This is a genomic window from Nocardioides zeicaulis (genome assembly GCF_042432345.1).
Classification (GTDB): Bacteria; Actinomycetota; Actinomycetes; order Propionibacteriales; family Nocardioidaceae; genus Nocardioides; species Nocardioides zeicaulis.
Window position 1 is genome coordinate 877,928 of sequence record NZ_JBHLXH010000002.1, and the last position, 18,010, is coordinate 895,937.

Annotated in this window: 19 protein-coding genes; 6 read left to right on the forward strand and 13 right to left on the reverse strand. The window is 74.8% G+C overall.

The annotated features are described in order from the left end of the window. The first annotated feature begins 58 nt into the window (after positions 1 to 58). A complete protein-coding gene (locus ACFFJG_RS18775) occupies positions 59 to 1,249 on the forward strand; it encodes a class I SAM-dependent methyltransferase (RefSeq protein ID WP_378520304.1) in 1,191 nt (396 codons plus the stop codon). Between the two features lie 16 nt (positions 1,250 to 1,265). On the opposite strand, the gene ACFFJG_RS18780 is transcribed toward ACFFJG_RS18775, so the two are convergent. Beyond that, entirely contained in the window at positions 1,266 to 3,119 is a 1,854-nt protein-coding gene (locus ACFFJG_RS18780; protein WP_378520305.1) for a glycoside hydrolase family 3 protein, read from the reverse strand. Positions 3,120 to 3,144: 25 nt separating this feature from the next. Further along, on the reverse strand, positions 3,145 to 3,600 hold the full coding sequence (locus tag ACFFJG_RS18785) for a GNAT family N-acetyltransferase (protein WP_378520306.1): 456 nt from the start codon (positions 3,598 to 3,600) through the stop codon (positions 3,145 to 3,147). A 321-nt stretch (positions 3,601 to 3,921) separates the two neighbouring features. Between ACFFJG_RS18785 and ACFFJG_RS18790 the strand changes: the two genes are divergently transcribed. Beyond that, positions 3,922 to 4,548 carry a helix-turn-helix domain-containing protein gene (locus tag ACFFJG_RS18790; RefSeq protein WP_378520307.1) on the forward strand — a complete coding sequence of 209 codons (627 nt, stop codon included), beginning with the start codon at positions 3,922 to 3,924 and terminating at the stop codon, positions 4,546 to 4,548. Between the two features lie 57 nt (positions 4,549 to 4,605). Here the strand turns inward: ACFFJG_RS18790 and ACFFJG_RS18795 are convergent, their stop codons facing one another. Continuing rightward, positions 4,606 to 5,244, reverse strand: coding sequence for an MBL fold metallo-hydrolase (locus tag ACFFJG_RS18795; RefSeq protein WP_378520308.1), 639 nt, complete (start codon positions 5,242 to 5,244; stop codon positions 4,606 to 4,608). Next, complete coding sequence (locus tag ACFFJG_RS18800) at positions 5,241 to 6,371, reverse strand: S-(hydroxymethyl)mycothiol dehydrogenase (protein ID WP_378520309.1); 1,131 nt, start codon at positions 6,369 to 6,371, stop codon at positions 5,241 to 5,243. Before ACFFJG_RS18800 ends, ACFFJG_RS18795 begins: the two co-directional genes overlap by 4 nt. 149 nt (positions 6,372 to 6,520) lie before the next feature. Between ACFFJG_RS18800 and ACFFJG_RS18805 the strand changes: the two genes are divergently transcribed. Both ACFFJG_RS18805 and ACFFJG_RS18810 read left to right on the forward strand, forming a co-directional pair. Beyond that, entirely contained in the window at positions 6,521 to 7,054 is a 534-nt protein-coding gene (locus ACFFJG_RS18805; protein ID WP_378520310.1) for a SigE family RNA polymerase sigma factor, read from the forward strand. Next, positions 7,051 to 8,238 carry a TolB-like translocation protein gene (locus tag ACFFJG_RS18810; protein ID WP_378520311.1) on the forward strand — a complete coding sequence of 396 codons (1,188 nt, stop codon included), beginning with the start codon at positions 7,051 to 7,053 and terminating at the stop codon, positions 8,236 to 8,238. Before ACFFJG_RS18805 ends, ACFFJG_RS18810 begins: the two co-directional genes overlap by 4 nt. An 8-nt stretch (positions 8,239 to 8,246) precedes the next feature. On the opposite strand, the gene ACFFJG_RS18815 is transcribed toward ACFFJG_RS18810, so the two are convergent. Further along, a complete protein-coding gene (locus ACFFJG_RS18815; RefSeq protein WP_378520312.1) occupies positions 8,247 to 8,897 on the reverse strand; it encodes a hypothetical protein in 651 nt (216 codons plus the stop codon). Between the two features lie 104 nt (positions 8,898 to 9,001). Between ACFFJG_RS18815 and ACFFJG_RS18820 the strand changes: the two genes are divergently transcribed. Then, positions 9,002 to 9,415: a hypothetical protein gene (locus ACFFJG_RS18820; protein WP_378520313.1), complete on the forward strand. Its 414-nt coding sequence runs from the start codon at positions 9,002 to 9,004 to the stop codon at positions 9,413 to 9,415. Positions 9,416 to 9,418: 3 nt separating this feature from the next. Then, positions 9,419 to 10,855 (forward strand): hypothetical protein, encoded by a 1,437-nt coding sequence (locus tag ACFFJG_RS18825; RefSeq protein ID WP_378520314.1) that lies wholly within the window; start codon positions 9,419 to 9,421, stop codon positions 10,853 to 10,855. Between the two features lie 93 nt (positions 10,856 to 10,948). Here the strand turns inward: ACFFJG_RS18825 and tsaD are convergent, their stop codons facing one another. The 8 genes from tsaD to ACFFJG_RS18865 are packed head-to-tail and all read right to left on the reverse strand — an operon-like array spanning position 10,949 to position 18,006. Then, on the reverse strand, positions 10,949 to 11,995 hold the full coding sequence (tsaD, locus tag ACFFJG_RS18830; RefSeq protein ID WP_378520315.1) for a tRNA (adenosine(37)-N6)-threonylcarbamoyltransferase complex transferase subunit TsaD: 1,047 nt from the start codon (positions 11,993 to 11,995) through the stop codon (positions 10,949 to 10,951). Then, the gene (locus tag ACFFJG_RS18835; RefSeq protein WP_378520316.1) at positions 11,988 to 12,443 is read right to left on the reverse strand and encodes a GNAT family N-acetyltransferase; all 456 of its coding nucleotides are present in this window, start codon (positions 12,441 to 12,443) and stop codon (positions 11,988 to 11,990) included. The genes tsaD and ACFFJG_RS18835 overlap by 8 nt, the downstream gene beginning before the upstream one ends. Further along, on the reverse strand, positions 12,440 to 13,117 hold the full coding sequence (gene tsaB / locus ACFFJG_RS18840; RefSeq protein ID WP_378520317.1) for a tRNA (adenosine(37)-N6)-threonylcarbamoyltransferase complex dimerization subunit type 1 TsaB: 678 nt from the start codon (positions 13,115 to 13,117) through the stop codon (positions 12,440 to 12,442). Before tsaB ends, ACFFJG_RS18835 begins: the two co-directional genes overlap by 4 nt. Before the next feature lie 19 nt (positions 13,118 to 13,136). Then, positions 13,137 to 14,018, reverse strand: a complete 882-nt coding sequence (tsaE, locus tag ACFFJG_RS18845; protein ID WP_378520319.1) for a tRNA (adenosine(37)-N6)-threonylcarbamoyltransferase complex ATPase subunit type 1 TsaE — start codon at positions 14,016 to 14,018, stop codon at positions 13,137 to 13,139. Next, positions 14,018 to 15,082, reverse strand: a complete 1,065-nt coding sequence (locus ACFFJG_RS18850; RefSeq protein WP_378520320.1) for an alpha/beta fold hydrolase — start codon at positions 15,080 to 15,082, stop codon at positions 14,018 to 14,020. Before ACFFJG_RS18850 ends, tsaE begins: the two co-directional genes overlap by 1 nt. Next, the gene (alr, locus tag ACFFJG_RS18855; RefSeq protein ID WP_378520321.1) at positions 15,079 to 16,242 is read right to left on the reverse strand and encodes an alanine racemase; all 1,164 of its coding nucleotides are present in this window, start codon (positions 16,240 to 16,242) and stop codon (positions 15,079 to 15,081) included. The genes ACFFJG_RS18850 and alr overlap by 4 nt, the downstream gene beginning before the upstream one ends. Positions 16,243 to 16,250: 8 nt before the next feature. Further along, positions 16,251 to 17,642, reverse strand: a complete 1,392-nt coding sequence (locus ACFFJG_RS18860; RefSeq protein ID WP_378520322.1) for an NAD(P)H-hydrate dehydratase — start codon at positions 17,640 to 17,642, stop codon at positions 16,251 to 16,253. A 10-nt stretch (positions 17,643 to 17,652) separates the two neighbouring features. Further along, positions 17,653 to 18,006, reverse strand: coding sequence for a holo-ACP synthase (locus ACFFJG_RS18865; protein WP_378520323.1), 354 nt, complete (start codon positions 18,004 to 18,006; stop codon positions 17,653 to 17,655). Positions 18,007 to 18,010 lie beyond the last annotated feature (4 nt).

Sequence of the window (18,010 nt, forward strand, 5' to 3'; positions counted from 1 at the left end):
GCTAGCAGAGGTTCTTCCCGGCCTGTGGTCGGCGGCGCACGGCTGGCAGGATGCGGCCGTGGAGCTCGAGACCCTGGCCTGGCTGCAGACCCCCGAGGGCGCCGGCCTGCTGGAGGTCGCGAGCGGCGCGTGGGCCGAGCACCCGGGCGATCCCGTGCGGGTCGCGGGCGTCGTACGCCGTGCCGACCCGGACCCCGAGCGCGCGGCGGCTGCCACCACGCAGGCGCAGCTGCGCGAGCGCGGCGTGGCCAAGCTGGGCGAGGCCGCACGCCTGATGTTCTTCACCCCCGACGCCCTCGAGCAGTCGACCCGTGCCCGCGTCGCGGCGCACCGCGCCGCCCGGCTGGCCGCCGCGATCCCCGGTGGCAGCGTCATCGACCTCGGCTGCGGCATCGGCGGCGACCTGCTGGCGTTCGCGCGCGCCGCGCTGGTCGACGCCGGCGTCGAGCTCGACCCGCTCCGGGCCGCGATCGCCCAGGCGAACCTGCGCGCCCTCGGCCTGCCGGGCGCGGTCCACGCGGGTGACGCGACGGCGCTCGACCCGCGCGGCTTCGACGCCGCCTTCGCCGACCCCGCCCGCCGCACGGGGCGGGGCCGGGTCTTCGACGTGAAGGGGTGGACGCCTCCGTGGCCGTGGGTCCTCGACCTGCTCGCCCGTCGCGCGCTGGTCAAGGTCGCCCCGGGCATCGGTCACGACCTGCTCCCGGCCGGCGTCGAGGCGGAGTGGGTGAGCGACGGCGGCGAGGTCAAGGAGGCCGTGCTGTGGTCGCCCGACCTGGCGACCACCGGCCGGCGTGCCACGGTGATCGGCGCCGGCGGCCTGGCCACCCTCACCGACGAGGACGCCCCCGCCCCGGGCGAGGACGGCACCCAGGTGCGCGAGGTGGGCGCGTTCCTCTACGAGCCCGACGGCGCCGTCATCCGCGCCGGGCTCGTCACCGCGGTCGCGGCGGGCGTCTCCGGGGGCCTGGTCGACGAGCACATCGCCTACGTGACCGGCGACGAGGCGTTCCGCACGCCGTTCGCCCGCAGCTACCGGGTCCTCGAGGAGCTCCCCTACCGCGAGAAACAGCTCCGCGCGGCGCTCCAGGCGCGCGGGATCGGCCGTCTGGCGATCAAGAAGCGCGGCGTCCAGGTCGTGCCGGAGGAGCTGCGCAAGCGGCTCGCGCTCGCCGGCGACCAGGAGGGGACGCTGGTGCTGACGCGTGTCGCGGGCCAGGGGACGGCGCTGCTCGTCGAGCCGTTCTGAGCCCGACCGGACGCCGTCAGCAGCCGCGGCGCTGGACGCCGGCGACCCTGACCGGGAGCCGCCCGGGCGCGGGTGCCTCGCCCCGCAGCACCTCGACCAGCACGTCCATGGCAGCAGGGGTGTCGCCGTAGGTCGCGACCCGGGTCGGGGCGCCGACCCGGCCCAGCACCCACGGGCTGTCGGTGGCGACGGCGACGTCCCCGTCGACCGGGACGTCGTGGTAGCCGGTGAAGCCGACGGACGTGCCGGCCGCGAGCCGAGCGTCCTCGCGGGCGCTCCACCGGGCGAGCCGCTGCTCGCGACGGGCCTCGACCCGTTTCCAGTCGCGGACCCGTTGCCTGAAGTGCCGCCGCCCCTCGTGCCGACGTCGCTCGGGCCGCGGCCGGGACTCGGTCAGCCCCGACGGCGCGGCCCGGCGCTGCAGGACCACCAGGCCGGCCCGGGCAGCAGCTGCGTCGAAGGTCGCGACAGCAGCCGGGTCGCCGTGCGGGTAGACGCTCGCCCCGACCAGCGGGCCCGAGCACGGGCCGTCGGTCACGGTGATCGCCGCTGCGGACAGGGCACGCGAGGCCGCGGCAGGTGAGGCAGCGTCCACAGCACCGCCTGCAGGCTGTCCGGCGGAGCTGGTGTCGCGCAGGTGCGTGAGGAGGGCGACCTGGCGCGCGGCCGCCTGCTCGAGCCGGCGTCGCGGCAGGTCGCCGCTGCGGACGGCCCGGACGAGCGCGGCCCGCGCCGCCGCCGGCGACGGCGGCATCAGCAGGACGTCGGCCCCGGCGCGCACGGCCTGGACCGCGTTGCGGCCCGGGTCGCGACCGCGCGTGACGCCGGCCATGTCGAGGGCGTCGGTGACCACGAGGCCGCCGAACCCGAGCTCGTCGCGCAACAGCCCCGTCACCACCCGCCGCGACAGCGACGCCGGCACCCGAGGGTCGACCGCCCGCACGTCGAGGTGGCCGACCATCACCGCCGGCAGCCCGGCCTCCACGGCCGTGCGGAACGGCACGAGGTCGGTGGCCTCGAGCTGCTCGAGCGACTTCGTCTGCACCGGCAGGGTGAGGTGGCTGTCGGCCGGCACGGAACCGTGGCCGGGGAAGTGCTTGATGACGGGCAGGACGCGCGACCCCTCGAAGCCCCGCGCGGCGGCTACCACCTGCTCCCCCACCCGGGCGGGGTCGGAGGAGGCCGAGCGCGAGCCGATGGTCGGGTCGTCCGGACCGGAGGTCACGTCGGCGTCGGGCGCGAAGTCGACGGTGAAGCCCAGTCGGCGCAGCTCGCGCCCGCTGGCGGCGTACGTCCGCTCCGTGAGGTCGGTGTCCCGGGCGGCGCCGGCGCTCATGAACGCCGGGAACCGGGTCGCCGCCCGGCGCAACCGTTCGACCACCCCGCCCTCCTGGTCCACGCCGAGGAACAGGGGCCACCCCCGGCGGCCGGCCTGCCGGGTCAGCGCCCGGTTGACGGCGCTGATCTGGGCCGCGGACGTGACGTTGGGGTCGAAGGCGATCACCCCGCCGAGGTGGAGGTCGCGCACCATCGGCACCGGGGCCTGCGTGCCGTCCCAGGACGCGACGATCACTTGTCCGGCCAGATCCGGCAGCCGGAGCCTGCCCACCTGTCTCGCCGCCCGGTCGAGCTCGGCGCGGTCGGGCCCCCAGCCCTCGTCGAGGCCGAGCCGCTCCGACGGGCTGCGCGGGACGTCGGCGGCACCCGCGCCGGCGCCCGTCCCCGGGGCGGGACGCGCCTCCTGCCCGCCACCCCCACTGTCACCGCCGCCGTCGCAGGCAGCGGTCGAGCCGAGGAGGGCCACCGCGGTCAGCAGGGCCGCGCCACGCGCGCGCCTCGACCTCGACCTGCTCGGACCGCCCCACACCATCGGGTCATCGTGGCACGGACCGTGGTCAGCGACCGTGCCGGTCCGGGTGCGACCACGGCCACGCCTCGTCGAGCCAGCGCGCGACGGCGTCGGCCAGCGGCCCGTCGAGCGACGCCCGGTCGGCGCGTACCCACGACTGCACCTGCACGTCGTGCTCCGGCTCGCGCGTCGGGTAGACGTACACGCACCCGATCACCTCCCGCGACTCCGGGTCGAGCACCGTGAACGTGAAGCCCCTGCCCGCCTCGAAGTCCGCCGCGTGCCGGGTGAGGTCGGCGAGGTTCTCCTCCGCCGACATCCCGCCCTCCGGCGGCCACCGCCCGTCGGGGTACCCGGGCGTGGCGCGGATGTGGTCGATGCTCGAGCTCCACGCCACCAGGTCGGACTCGTTGTGCTGCGGTCCCAGCGGCTCCAGCACGAAGTCCTCGGTCACCAGCGAGCGCGGCGCCACGTACCCGGCCGGGACGAAGTCGGACGTCATCAGCCGACCGTAGGCCCCGCCCTCCGCCCCGCGCCTCCCCCTCTCCCCTCCGCCCGCCCCGCATCCGGGCAGCGCCCTCGCGACCCTCGGACCTGAGTCGCTGACCGACTCAGTGCCGAAGGCGCGCGCCCGCGCGACCGTCCGCCCTGCTCCCGACTGAGTCGATGAGCGACTCAGGTGCCAGTACGCCCGGCGTGGTGCGCGGCTGCAAGCGGGTGCAGGGCTGTGGAGAGCCGGGGGCTGTGGAGGACGCGCTGCGGGCTGTCGGTGACCGTCGGTGGGATGGGTCCACGGCACACCCCGACGACACGGAGGCGGAAGATGGGGCAGACGAGCAGGACGATCGGGACGAGGACGGACGACGAGTGGGACCCGGCGGTCGGCTGGAGCCCCGAGGAGGTCGAGCACTACCTCAGCGGGCCGTTCGCGGGCGGGGTGCCGGGGTTCGTACGCCGCATCAGGCGGATACTCGACGTGTCACAGCGGGGGCTCGCGGCGCTCGTCGGGGTGTCGCAGTCCGCCGTCGCACGGTGGGAGACCGGGCGTACGAGCCCGCGGGTCAGCATGGTGCAGCAGCTGATGCGGCTCGCCGGGCTCCGCGCCACGGTGCAGGACGCCGAGACCGGCGAGGAGGTCGAGCCGATGCGCGACGACGGTCACCGTGACCGGGCCGGCCGGCGATTCCCGGCCCACGTGGACCTCGAGGTCACCGGGTGGTGGGCCCCGCGCGGGCTCGACTGCACGCTCGACCTCGAGAGGTGGCGGCGCCGCTCCCGCGAGCAGCAGGAGCCGAGGGTCCTGCACCACACCTCTCCGCACCTCCGCCACCGGCTGCGCCGGGCCTGGGGCACGCCCGCCGACCACCCGGCCTGGCGGCAGCTCGTCGCGGAGGCCGTGCACCTCGACGAGCGTCGCGAGGAGCGGATGCGCCGGCACCGGGTCGCGTAGCGCACACGCGACCCAGTGCCGTGCACCCCGTGGGCTGGCAGGGCCGGAGAGGCTGGTTCAGCCCTCGCCGGCAGCGTCGAGGTTGGCCTTCTCCGCACCGATCGTGGTGTCCGGGCCGTGGCCCGTGTGCACCACCGTGTCGTCCGGGAGGTCGAAGAGCCGGCCGCGGATGGACGCCTCGATCACGTCGGCGTCGGAGTACGAGCGGCCGGTCGCGCCCGGGCCACCCTGGAAGAGCGTGTCGCCGGTGAAGACGCAGCCCAGGTCGTGGACGTAGAGGCACACCGCCCCGGGCGCGTGGCCGGGCGTGTGGATCACCTGCACCGCGGCACCACCGACCGTCAGCGTCATCCCGTCGGACAGGTCGACGTCCCACAGCTCGGCGCCCGGCTCGTCACCGCCGTGGGTCAGCTCCCACAGCGGGCGGTCGTCGGGGTGGAGCAGGATCGGCGCGCCCGTCGCGACCCGCAGCGCCGGGGCGACGCGGACGTGGTCGTCGTGGGCGTGGGTGCACACGATCGCCTTGACCGAGCGGCCGCCGACGACCCGCAGGATCGCGTCGACGTCGTGGGGGGCGTCGATGACCAGGCACTGCTCGTCGTCACCGATGACCCACACGTTGTTGTCGACCTGGTGGGTCTCGCCGTCGAGGCTGAAGGTGCCGGACACGACCGCGTGGTCGACCCGCGCGGTCACAGGACCACCACCGAGCGGAGGACGCTCGGCCCATCGCCGCCACCGTGCATCTTGTCGAACGCCGCCTCGACGTCCTCGATGCCGATCTCCTCGGTCACGAACGCGTCGAGGTCGAGCCGGCCCTGCTGGTAGAGGTCGACGAGCATCGGAAAGTCGCGCGAGGGCAGGCAGTCGCCGTACCACGACGACTTCAGCGACCCGCCGCGCCCGAAGACGTCGATCAACGGGATCTCGGGGACCTTCATGTCCGGCGTGGGGACGCCGACGAGGACCACCGTGCCGGCGAGGTCACGGGCGTAGAACGCCTGCTTCCAGGTCTCCGGGCGTCCGACGGCGTCGATCACGACGTCCGCGCCACCCTCGTGGCCCGTGCCGTCCGGCGGCGGCGTCAGCGACCGGATCGCCTCGACCGCATCGGTCTCCTTCGAGTTCACCGTGTGCGTCGCGCCCAGCTTCTTCGCCGTCTCCAGCTTCCGGTCGTCGATGTCGACGGCGATGATCTTCGCGGCACCGGCGAGCGCGGCGCCAGCGATCGCGGCGGCACCCACGCCGCCGCACCCGATCACGGCGACGGTCGAGCCGCGCCCGACGTTGCCGGTGTTGATCGCGGCACCCAGCCCGGCCATCACGCCGCAGCCGAGCAGGCCGACCGCTGCGGCACGCGCCGACGGGTCGACCTTCGTGCACTGACCGGCCGCGACCAGCGTCTTCTCCGCTAAGGCACCGATCCCCAGCGCCGGCGACAGCTCGGTCCCGGCGAGCTCACCCTCGGCGAGCGTCATCTTCTGCGTGGCGTTGTGGGTGGCGAAGCAGTACCACGGCTCGCCGCGGTCGCAGGCGCGGCAGTTGCCGCAGACCGCGCGCCAGTTGAGGACCACGAAGTCACCGGGCGCCACCGAGGTGACGTCCGGGCCGACCGCCTCGACCACGCCCGCAGCCTCGTGGCCGAGCAGGAACGGGAAGTCGTCGTTGATCCCTCCCTCGCGGTAGTGCAGGTCGGTGTGGCAGACCCCGCAGGCCTGCACCTTCACGACCGCCTCGCCCGGACCCGGGTCGGGGACGTTGATCGTGGTGAGCTGGACCGGTTCGCCCTTGGCCAGCGCGACCACGGCCTTGACCTGCTGCATCTGTGTGCCTCCTCGCACGTCGGTGTCTGCGCAGAGCCTCGCAACGTGGTCCAAGCCGATGCAACCCTCCGGCGGGCTGTTGCGTCCTCACCCCGACACGCCACACGAACGACGAACGGGGGTGCGTGGTGAGCACGACACTCGTGGACATGGGTGTGCAGGACCCACGCGGGACGAAGGACGCCGAGTTCTCGGCGTACATGGCCGCGCGCCAGGCCGCGCTCTACCGCACCGCCTACCTCCTGGCCGGCGACCACGCCACCGCCGAGGACCTGCTGCAGAACGCCTTCGCCAAGCTCTACCTGTCCTGGGACCGCGTCCGCGACCGCGAGGCGCTCGACGGCTACGTGCGGCGGGTGATGGTCAACGACCACAGCTCGCTGTGGCGCCGCGCGTGGAAGCGCCGCGAGCGCTCGACCGACCGGATGCCCGAGTCCGGCGTCGCCGACACCTACGACGACGGAGTCGGCGGGGCGCTGTGGGACTTCGTCCAGACCCTGCCGCCGAAGCAGCGCGCGGTGGTCGTGCTCCGCTACTACGAGCAGCTCAGCGAGGCCGAGATCGCCGACGTGCTCGGCATCTCCCCCGGCACCGTCAAGTCGCAGGCGAGCCGGGCGCTCGCCGCCCTGCGCGCACGCGCACCCCAGTCACTCAACCCCCACGAGTCCGGAGACGACCGATGAACACTCCCCTCGAGGACCAGGTCCACGACGCGCTCGCCCGCCGGGTCGAGCCGCTGCACCACTCCCCGCTCGGCCTGGACGGCGTACGCACCCGCGCCCGCCGCATCCAGCGCCGCCGCCGCGCCGTCGCGGGGGCCGCCGTCGCCGCCGTGCTGGCCGTGGCGATCCCCTTCGGCCTGTCGGCCACCGGACCCGCCCAGCGCAGCGACGTCGGCCCGGTCACGGACCCGTCGCCGACGGTCGTCCAGGACACGGTGCTGGTCGACCCCGACACGGCCGACACCCTCGACTCCCCTCCGGTCCCCCTCCTCGACGTCGACGGCCCGAGCCTGGTCACCGCCGCGGGCGCCGTCCCGCTGCCCGACGTCCTCGACGTGATGACTCCCTATGCCGACGGGTGGGTCGCCGCCGCGGTCTACGAGGGCGCGAAGACGCTGGAGTTCCTCGACGCCGACCTGCGGGTCACCGGTGACCCTGTCCCGACCGGCGGTCTCGTCACGAGCCCCGACGGCACGCGTGTCGCCTGGACGGAGTACACCGACGGCCACTGGCAGGCCGTGAGCGCCGAGGTCTCCGGTGACGCCGAGTGGACCTACGCGACACTCCCCGACGGGCCGCAGCCCCCCTCGGTGGAGCCCGTCGGCTTCGTCGCCGACGGCGTCGTCGTGCGCCAGAACGACGGCGCCGGCAACATCACCACCTGGGTGGCCTCCCCCGAGGGCCGCGTGCGGGTGCCGGGCCTGACGCGGGCCGAGTCGGCGTCGCCGGTCACCGGGGCCGTCGCCGGCCTCGCCACGTCGGGCGACGGGACCTGCTCGGCGATGGTCGACGCCACCTCCGGCAGCACGTTGTGGAGCACCTGCGACTACCGCCTGGCCGACCTCAGCCCCGACGGCGCGTACGTCGTCGGCGAGGCCCCGGTGGGCGAGTACGGCTCCCCCACCCTCGCCGTCCTCGACGCCCGCACCGGCACGCGCATCGTCGACTTCGAGGTGGTCCTGCCGCGCCGCACGGTCGGCGGCTTCGAGTCCCGCATGGTCTGGGAGGACGACCACACCCTCGTCACGCGCGTCGCGCGCGGTGAGGACTACCCGATCGTCCGGCTCGGGATCGACGGCACGGTGCAGCGCGTCGACGTCGACAGCGCCGGGATCTCGGGCCTGACCGTCGCCGAGGTGCGCTGAGCCCGTCCTCAGTCCAGGTCGGTCTTGAAGCTCGCGAGCAGCCGGCCGATGACCTCCTGCTGCTCCTCCTCCGTCAGCGGCTCCGGGAAGCCCTCGTCGTAGGTCTTGATCGAGATCAGCCACGCGGACTCGAGGAAGAGGATGCCGAAGGTGTGGACCTGCTCGTCGGGGTCGCTGGTGGAGTCGAGGACGTGCCAGGCGCGGTACTTCCCGCCGGCGACCCCGTCCTCCTGCTTGACCTGGACGTCGTAGCCGCCGTGGCGCCTGACCCAGTTGCGCTCCATCGCCTCGAGCGACTTCGCCCGGTTGACCTCCGGCACGAACGTCACCGAGCTCTGGCCGTCGCCCCAGCCCTGGACGATGCCGAAGTCGCTGATGTGGTGGTAGCTCCGCAGCGCGTGCATGCTCGCGCCCGGGACCTTGATCAGCGGGCCGTCGGCGGCCGGGTAGGTCGTCGGCAGGCCGGGCACGGGGGTGGGTGAGTCCGACCCCGACGAGGACTCGGACGAGGACTCGGACGAGGGCCCCGACGCCGACGTCGAGGAGCCCGACCCACCCTCCGCGGATTCCGCGTCGGAGGAGCCGCAGCCCGAGACCAGGACGGACACGACGACGGCTGCCGCGGCGAGCGCGCGCGGGCGGGATCCCCGAGTGAGCATGCCGCGACCCTATCCTCGGGCGCCTCCCGGCCATGATGCTGCGGGCACGGAATCCGCGACCTAGAGTGTGTTTCGGCTGTGCGAACCGGGGGAAAGGACAGACCATGCTGCCGCTCGAGGACAGGGAACTGCTCAACCAGACGATGGTGGGGCTCAACATCGACCCTGACACCATCGCGTCCCTGATGACGTCGTTCGACAACGCCGCCACCGGCGTGGAGTCCGACAAGGTCACCCCGGTGCAGAGCGCCGCGTTCGGCGACTCCTTCACCGGCGGCTACCGCCTCGGCACCAACGTCGAGATGGCCCACCAGGCCGTCGCGGAGGAGCTCAAGAAGATGGCCGCCGGCCTGCGCGGCATGAGCGCCTCGGTCGAGGAGTTCAGCAAGGACATGGAGAAGACGACCGAGCAGACGGCCTCCACGATGAACCTCCTCAACGCCTCGACGGAGTGCGTCGCCTCCCCGACGTTCAGCCCGAGCAACGTGTGCACCCTGCCGACCGGGAACGAGGACTGAGACGTGACCAAGGGACCCCACCGCCTCGTCCTCGACCAGTACCTCGACTCCGCCGCCGAGGGCGCGATCAAGAACGCCGGTCAGGACTGGAAGAACAAGGCCGACGACCTCCAGACGCTCGCCGACGCCCTCAAGAAGGCGGCCGGCCAGGCCGAGCTCCGCATCGGTGAGCAGACCCTCACCGGCCCGGCGCTGCGCGCGGGCATGGAGAAGACGTCGGAGTCGATGGTCCACAAGTCCGAGCAGCTGCGCGCCGCCGGCGAGGCCCTCCACCAGGTCGGCGTCCACATCGCCGACACGCGCGACAAGCGCGACGCGATGGCCGACCTCGGCACCAAGCCCGCGGCCTACCAGCCGCCCGCCGGCACGCCGGGCGTCGAGCCCACGCCGGAGGAGCTGAAGGCGCAGGCCGACGCCTCCCAGGCGCGCGCCAACGAGCGCAGCGCGTGGCAGAGCCAGTACGACAAGCAGGAGGCCAAGGCCCTGGCGATGACCAAGGAGATGGACGCGGCCTTCCTCGGCGCGATCCCGCCGATGAAGGCGATCCACGGTCAGCAGGACCCCACCGAGCCTCCGTCCGACGTGCCCTCCGGCCCGAAGGGCCCGTACCTCCCCGGCACCCAGGCCCCGCCCGTCACCGGCGGTGGCGGCACCGCCACGGGTCACCCCGTCTACGCGATCGGCGGGCCGGTCGAGACGCACATCCAGACCCCGAACCACCACCACCACCACGACACGACCACCACGAACCCCGACCCGAACCCCAACCCCAACCCCGACCCGAACCCCAACCCGAACCCCAGCCCGAACCCCAACCCGAACCCGACGCCGGTGCCTCACCCGCACCCCCACCCGACCACCCACGCGCCGAGCACGTCGGTGACCGGGTCGGCGCAGGACGGCATCGCCTACCAGCCCACGGCCGACAGCGCCGGATCCGTCGCGGGCTCGGCCGGGCTCGCCGGTGGGGCCGGCGGGTCCGGTGCCTCGGCGGCTGCCTTCGGTGCCGCCGGTGGCGCGGGCGGCATGACCGCCGGCGGGGTGCGACCGGGTGCGATCCCGACGGCCCCGGCCGGCAGTGCGCCCGCCCGCCCGATCGGTGCGACCGGTCGCGCCGGCAGCACGGGGGCGCTCTCCCGCCCGACGACGGCGTCCGCGGGCAGCGCGTCCGCCCGTACGTCCGGTGCCGGCTCGGCCGGTGGGCGCGGGGCGTCGACCGGCAGCACCGCGGGCCGCGGCTCGTCGGGTGGTCGCGGTGCGGGCTCGTCGGGGTCGAGGTCCGGTGGACGCGGGAGCAGCGGCGCCCGGGGCACGGGCTCGTCGGCCGGCAGCCGCAACGGCCGCCGCAGCAAGGACGAGCAGTCCGCCGAGCGCGACAGCCTGGTCTACGACCAGGACTGGCTCGGCGACGACGACGTCGCCCCCGGGGTCCTCGACTGAGGTCCCCCGCGCGGGCCTCGTCCGCGCCGAGGTGATCGTGACGCAGGTCCCCGCTCCCGGGCGGGGACCTTCGTCATCGCGGCGGTGGCGTCCTCAGGCGACGACGGTGGTGATCGGCTGCGAGGAGTCGGCCGGCAGGTCCAGCAGCGAGGGCGTCCGGCCGCGCTGCACCAGCTCGGCGCCGAGCGCGGCGACCATCGCGCCGTTGTCGGTGCACAGGCCCGGTCGCGGCACGCGCACCCGGATCCCCTTCGCGGTCGCCCGCTCCTCGGCCATCGCGCGCAGCCGGCTGTTGGCCGCCACGCCGCCGCCGATCAGGATGTCCTCGATGCCGCGGCTGGTGGCGGCGTCGATGGCCTTGCGGGTCAGCACGTCGCAGACCGCCTCCTGGAACGACGCCGCGACGTCGTGGACGTCGATCGTCACGCCCGCGCGCTGCTGGGTCTCCACCCACCGCGCCACCGCGGTCTTGAGGCCGGAGAAGGAGAAGTCGAAGCGGTGCCGCTCGAGGTCGCGCCGGCTGGTGAGGCCGCGCGGGAAGTCGATGGCCACGCTGTTGCCGCTGCGGGCCGCCCTGTCGATGTGTGGACCGCCAGGGAAGGGCAGGCCGAGCAGGCGGGCGACCTTGTCGAAGGCCTCCCCCGCCGCGTCGTCGATGGTGGAGCCCATCGGCTCGACGCCGACGGTCACGTCGGTGACCTCCAGCAGACTGGAGTGGCCGCCGGAGACCAGCATCGCCAGGCACGGCTCGGGCAGCGGCCCGTGCTCGAGCTGGTCGACCGCGACGTGGGCGGCGAGGTGGTTGACGCCGTAGATCGGCTTGCCGAGCCCGAGGGCCAGCGCCTTGGCGCTCGCCACGCCCACCAGCAGGGCGCCGGCGAGGCCGGGACCGCTGGTGACGGCGACCGCGTCGATGTCGCTGAGCGCGATGCCGGCGGTCTGCGCGGCGCGCTCGATGGTCGGCACCATCGCCTCGAGGTGCGCGCGGCTGGCGACCTCGGGCACGACGCCGCCGAACCGGGCGTGCTCCTCGACGCTGCTGGCCACCGTGTCGGCCAGCAGGGTGTGGCCTCGGACGATGCCGACCCCCGTCTCGTCGCAGGAGGTCTCGATGCCGAGGACGAGCGGCTCGTCAGTCATGGGGGGTCGCCGTCCCGGTCCGCGCGGCGCCCGGCAGCCAGCGGCACATCACCAGCGCCTCGGAGCCGTCGCGGTAGTAGTGGGGACGGACGTCGATCACGCTGAACTGGCGCGCGACGTAGAACCCCAGCGCCTCGGCGTTGCTCACGCTCACCTCGAGCAGCATCCGGGAGGCGTCGTCGGTGCCGACGAGCACCTCGTCGAGCAGCTGGGAGGCCAGGCCGCGACGCCGCGCGTCGGGGCGTACGGCGATGCGCAGCAGGTCGACGATGTCGCCGGCCGACATGGTCACCGCGTAGCCGGCGAGGTCGTCGGTCACCACGAAGCGCCGACCCGGGCCCTCGATCTCCTGGCGCAGCAGCACCTCGTTCCAGGCATCGGGACCGAAGAGCTCGGCCTCCAGGGCAGTGAGGGCGGGAAGGTCGGCCAGGGTGGCGGGACGGATCACGACATGGTTCCTGAGGAGTCGAGGGACGAGACGTCTCGAAGGGCGGGCTTCCTGGGTGCACCGGCGACAGCGTCCGGCCGGCGGAGGTACAGGGGTTCGGGGTCGAGCAGCTCGACGTCCTCGGCAGCCACCCCGGCCGCGAGCCAACCCGCGCTGGGTCGGGTCACGGCGAGGGCGGTCGGGAAGGCGTCGGGGTAGAGGTCCGGGCCAGCGCCCGCGACCGGGGCGGTCGTGGCGACCTCGGCGGGCCGGGTGACGACGGGGCCCTCGAGGCGGCGGCCGTCGGCGTCGTAGGAGGCCAGGTAGACCTCCTTGCGGCGGGCGTCGGTCGCGACGAGGAACGGGCCGTCGGCCGCCCCGGTGCCGACCACCTCGAGCGCGACGACGTCGAGCGAGCAGACGCCGTAGACCGGCAGCTCGAGGACGAACCCGAGCGTGCGGGCGGTCACCAGCCCGACGCGGAGGCCGGTGAACGGCCCGGGCCCGACGCCGACGGCGATCGCGGTGAGGTCCTGCCGGACGATGCCGGCGTCGTCGAGGCAGCGCGCGATGAGCGGCGCGAGGTGCTCCCCGTGCTTCATCGGCTGCTCCGAGGTGTGCTCGACCACGACGCGGTCACCGTCGTGGAGCGCGACGGTCACCAGCGGGGTGGCGGTGTCGAGGGCGAGGAGCACGGCGTCGAGGTTACTGGCCCTAGACCCAGCGGAGGGAAACGCGCCGCGGGTCGAGCTCGTCCTCAGGGGTGGTCCCGCCCACGGTGCGCTCGATCAGCACCTCCAGCCGCGCGTCGGCGAGCGCCTCGGCGAGACCCGCGCCCCACTCCACGACCGTCACCGACGACTCCAGCGGGGTGTCCAGGTCGAGGTCGTCGAGCTCGGCGAGGCCGCCGAGCCGGTAGGCGTCGACGTGGACCAGGTCGGGGCCACCGACCAGGGAGGGATGGACGCGCGAGATCACGAACGTCGGCGACGTGACGCCGCCACGCACCTGCAGGCCCTCGCCGAGGCCCTGGGTGAACGTCGTCTTGCCCGCGCCGAGCTCGCCGGTCAGCACGACCAGGTCGCCGGGCACGAGGGTCGCCCCGAGCCGCTCGCCCAGGGCGCGCATCGTCTCGGCGTCGGGTGCGTCGAAGGAGGTGCCGAGCCAGTGGGCCAGCTCGATGTACGGCGTGCTCCGGCCCGTCTCGACGAAGCCGGCCGCCTCCCAGAAGCCGACCGTGTCGGGCAGCTCCTGGCGCGCGACGACCCGGACGGCGTCGTGGCCCAGCGAGGCGTCGAGCGCGGCCCTCACGAGCGCCGTCGCGACACCGCGACCCCGCGCGGCCGGCAGCACCCCGAAGCGGCGCAGCACCATGCCGTCGGGTCCGGGGTCGAGGACGACGCAGCCGACGGGCGCGCCGTCGAGGCTTGCCAGCAGTCCGCCGCGTCGGCGCAGCAGCCGGGTGATCGAGGCGAGGTCCTCGCCGAGCGCGTCGGCGGGCGGGTCGAGCGCCGGTCGCGCACCGAACGCCTCCCGGACCACGGCGAGCACCTCGGCGGCTGCCTCGGGTCCCACGCGGCGTACGTCGACGGCCATCAGCGCTCCTCTCCCTGGGCGAGGTCGATGAGGTCGTCGAGCTCGGCGGTGACGACCTTGTGCTGCTCCAGCAGCACCATGTGGCCCGCGCCCTCGCACTCGAGGAGGGTCGAGCCGGGGATCCGGCTGTGCAGCTTGCGGCTGTGGCCGACCGAGGTGATCCTGTCCTCGGTGCCGCAGATGATCGCCGTCGGCACGTGCCCGAGGGCCTCCAGCGTCTCGAACTTGTCGAGCGTCGCGAAGGCCGGGTAGAAGTCGGCCACCACCGCGAACGGCGTCGCGTTGAGCATCGAGTAGACGAACTCGACGTGGCTGGCCGGCACGGGGTCGGAGCCGAAGGCGTAGCGGTCGGTGAAGACGTCGGCCACCGCGTGCCCCCACGCGCGGGCGACGTCGACGACCTTGTGGCCGCGGTCGAGGGTGCGCACGGCACGGCCCACGAACCGGCCACCGAGCCCCAGCGGGAGCATGGGGAACAGGATGCGACCGGGGTCGAGGCCGCCGGCGGTCGTGGAGACGAGCGCGGCGCCGAGGACCGTGTCGCCGAACAGCTCGGGGTGCTGCTCGGCGAGGGAGATCACCGTCATCCCGCCCATCGAGTGGCCCACGACGACGCAGCGTCCCGGCACCGTGTCCTCGATGACACGGCGCAGGTCGGCGCCGAGCTGCTCGATGGTGCAGTGGTCCTCCGGCGAGCGGGCCGAGCGGCCGTGGCTGCGCTGGTCGTAGAACACGGTGCGCACCTGGCCGCGGTAGGCGGCGCGCTGGAAGTGCCAGCTGTCGAGGTTGAGGGAGTAGCCGTGCACGAACACGACGGTGAGGTCGTCGTCGGTCGAGGCCGGACCCCCGAAGTCGGCGGGCTCGTCGATCTCGACGTGCAGGTCGACGGCGTCGTCGGTGACCACGACCCGCGGCGCGCTGCGGAGCTCGCCGAACGCGACCTCCTCGCCGGCGTGCCGGTTGCCGATGACCCGGCTCTGCCGGGCGATGCCGACGGCGCCGGCGGCGGCCGCGAGGCCGGCGGCGCCGACGACGGTGCCGAAGATGCGGCCCTTGATGCTCAACGCGTGGTCCCTCCGGGGTCGGTCGTGCCGTCCGCCTCGCTGTCGACGTGGCGGCGGACCAGCCGGCCCCCGACGCGGGTGACGATCTCGTAGCTGATGGTGCCGACCGCGTCGGCCCAGTCCTGCGCGGTGGGCTCGCCGCGGTCGCCGGGCCCGAAGAGCACGACCTCGGTGCCGGGCGGGGGCAGCTCGCCGTGCAGGTCGACCACGACCTGGTCCATGCAGACCCGGCCGCGGATCGGTCGCCGGTCGTCGCCCACCCACACCGACGCGGCGTTGCCTGCGGCCCGCGGGACGCCCTCGGCGTACCCCACCGGCACGACGCCGACCGTGGTGTCCTCCGCGGCGTGCCAGGTGTGACCGTAGGAGACGCCCTCGCCGGCCGCGATCGGCTTGCTCATCACCAGCCGGGCGCGCACCGTCATCGCCGGGCGCAGCCCGAGCCGCGGGCTGGTGCCGGGCGCGGGGTCGAGCCCGTAGGTCGCGATCCCGCAGCGGACGAGGTCGAAGTGCGACGAGGGCCGCAGCAGGGCGGCGGCCGAGTTCGCGAGGTGGGTGACCTCGGGGTCGAGCCCGGCGGCCTCGGCCATCGCGAGCGCCTCGCGGAAGGCGGCCTCCTGCGCGTCGTTGGCCGGGTGGGCGGGCTCGTCGCTGGCGGCGAAGTGCGACCACAGCCCGGTGACCCTGACCCGGCCCGCCGCCTCGTGGGCCGCGGCCGCCTCGAACAGCGCGGCCCAGTCCCGGCGCGGCGCCCCGCCGCGCGAGAGGCCGGTGTCGACCTTGAGCTGGACGTGCGCACCGCCGACGGCGGCGATCTCGTCGAGCTCCTCGACGGTGTACGCCGTCACCTCGACGCCGGCCGCGACCGCGGCGGCGAAGTCCTCGCCAGGCGCGGACAGCCAGCACAGCAGCGGGCCGCGGTCGCCGGCGGCGCGCAGCGCGAGCGCCTCGTCGATCGTCGCGACGCCGAGCCAGTCGGCGCCCGCCTCGCGTGAAGCATCGGCGACCTCGACCATGCCGTGGCCGTAGCCGTCGGCCTTGACCACCGCCATGAGCCGGACCGGCCCGTCGGCGGAGACGAGGTCCTTCAGCAGCCGGACGTTGTGGCGCACGGCTGCGAGGTCGACCACGATCTCGGCACGATGCGCGGGACCGGTCATGCCATCGATCATCCCAGCCCCGACAGCGTCTCGCGCACGACCTGCGGGATCTGGACCGCGACGCGGCTCGCGGTGAGCGGCCCGCCCGCGGCCGCCTCCGTCGCCGCGGCGCCGTGGACCCACGACCCGACCGACGCCGCGTCGAAGGGCGACAGGCCGGCCGCGAGCAGCGCCCCGACGAGGCCGGACAGCACGTCGCCTGCACCGGCGGTGGCCAGCCACGGCACGCCGGTGGTGGTCGCCCGGACCCGTCCGGTGGGGTCGGCGACGAGGGTGTGGTGGCCCTTGAGCAGCACCACGCAGTCCCACCGACGGGCGGCGTCGCGCACGTGCGCGAGCGGGCTGGCCTCGACGTCGGAGCGCTCGGCGCCGGTCATCGCCGCGAGCTCGCCGGCGTGCGGCGTCAGCACGCACCCGGGCATCGGGCCGTCGACGTGGCGCAGCGCGTCGGCGTCGACCACCACGGGCACGTCGTCGGCGCGCGCGGCACGCAGCATCGCCTCCGCGTCGTCGCCGCCCCCGGGGCCGACGACCCACGCCTGCACCCGGCCGTCGCCGACCACCTCGGGGTGGTGCGCCCGTACCCGGTCGGCGGTCTCGGGCGGCCCGACGTAGCGGACCATCCCGACGAGCCCGGCGTTGGCGCCCCCGACGGCGAGCAGCGCGGCCCCGGGGTAGGTCGCGGACCCGGCACGCACCCCGACGACGCCGCGGGTGTACTTCTGCGCGTCCGGCCCCGGGCGGGGCAGCAGCGCGCGCACGTCGCCGGGCTGGAGCGCCTCGACGGCGGCAGGACCGAGGTCGAGCCCGAGGTCGACGAGGTGGAGCGCGCCGCAGGTGAGCGAGGAGGGGTCGACGAGGTGGGCGACTTTGTGGGTGCCGAAGGTGACGGTGAGGTCGGCGGTGACGTGGGGTCCGTCGACCCGGCCGGTGTCGACGTCGAGGCCCGACGGCACGTCGACCGCCACCACCGGGACACCCGCCAGCCGCTCGACCGCGCGGGCGGCGTCGTCGCGGAGCCCGGGGCGCCCACCGATGCCCACGATGCCGTCGACGACGACGTCGGGGCGGGCGGGCAGGTCGTCGAGGTCGCGGGTGGCCCGTCCCCCGGCCCGCCGTAGCGCGTCGAGGCCCGCCTCGTGGACCCGGTCGGCGAGCAGCAGCGCGCGCACGGAGGCACCCCGGCCCGCGAGCCGCGCCCCGGCCCACAGGGCGTCTCCCCCGTTGTCGCCGGGCCCGACGAGCAGCACCACCCGTCGTCCGTACGCACCCCCGAGCAGGTCGGCCACCGCCACGGCCAGCCCGGCGGCGGCACGCTGCATCAGCGCGCCGTCGGGCAGGTGGGCCATCGCGGCCTGCTCGGCGCGACGTACGTCCTCGACGGTGTGGGCACGCAGCACGAGGTGCTCCTCAGCTCTCCAGGACGACGACCGCCGAGGCGATCCCGGCGTCGTGCGACAGCGACACGTGCACGTGGGCGACGCCGAGCTCCGCGGCGCGGGCGGCGACGGTGCCGCGGATCTCGAACCGGGGGCGGCCGGTGTCCTCGGAGACGATCTCGGCGTCGAGCCAGGCCATGCCGACCGGCGCACCGAGCGCCTTGGCCATCGCCTCCTTGGCCGCGAACCGCGCGGCCAGCGACGCCGGCGGCCGGCTCGCCTCGGCCTCGGTGAACAGCCGCCCCCTCAGCGCGGGCGTGCGCTCGAGCGACTGCACGAAGCGGTCGATGTCGACCACGTCGATGCCCACCCCGATGACCGGCACCGGA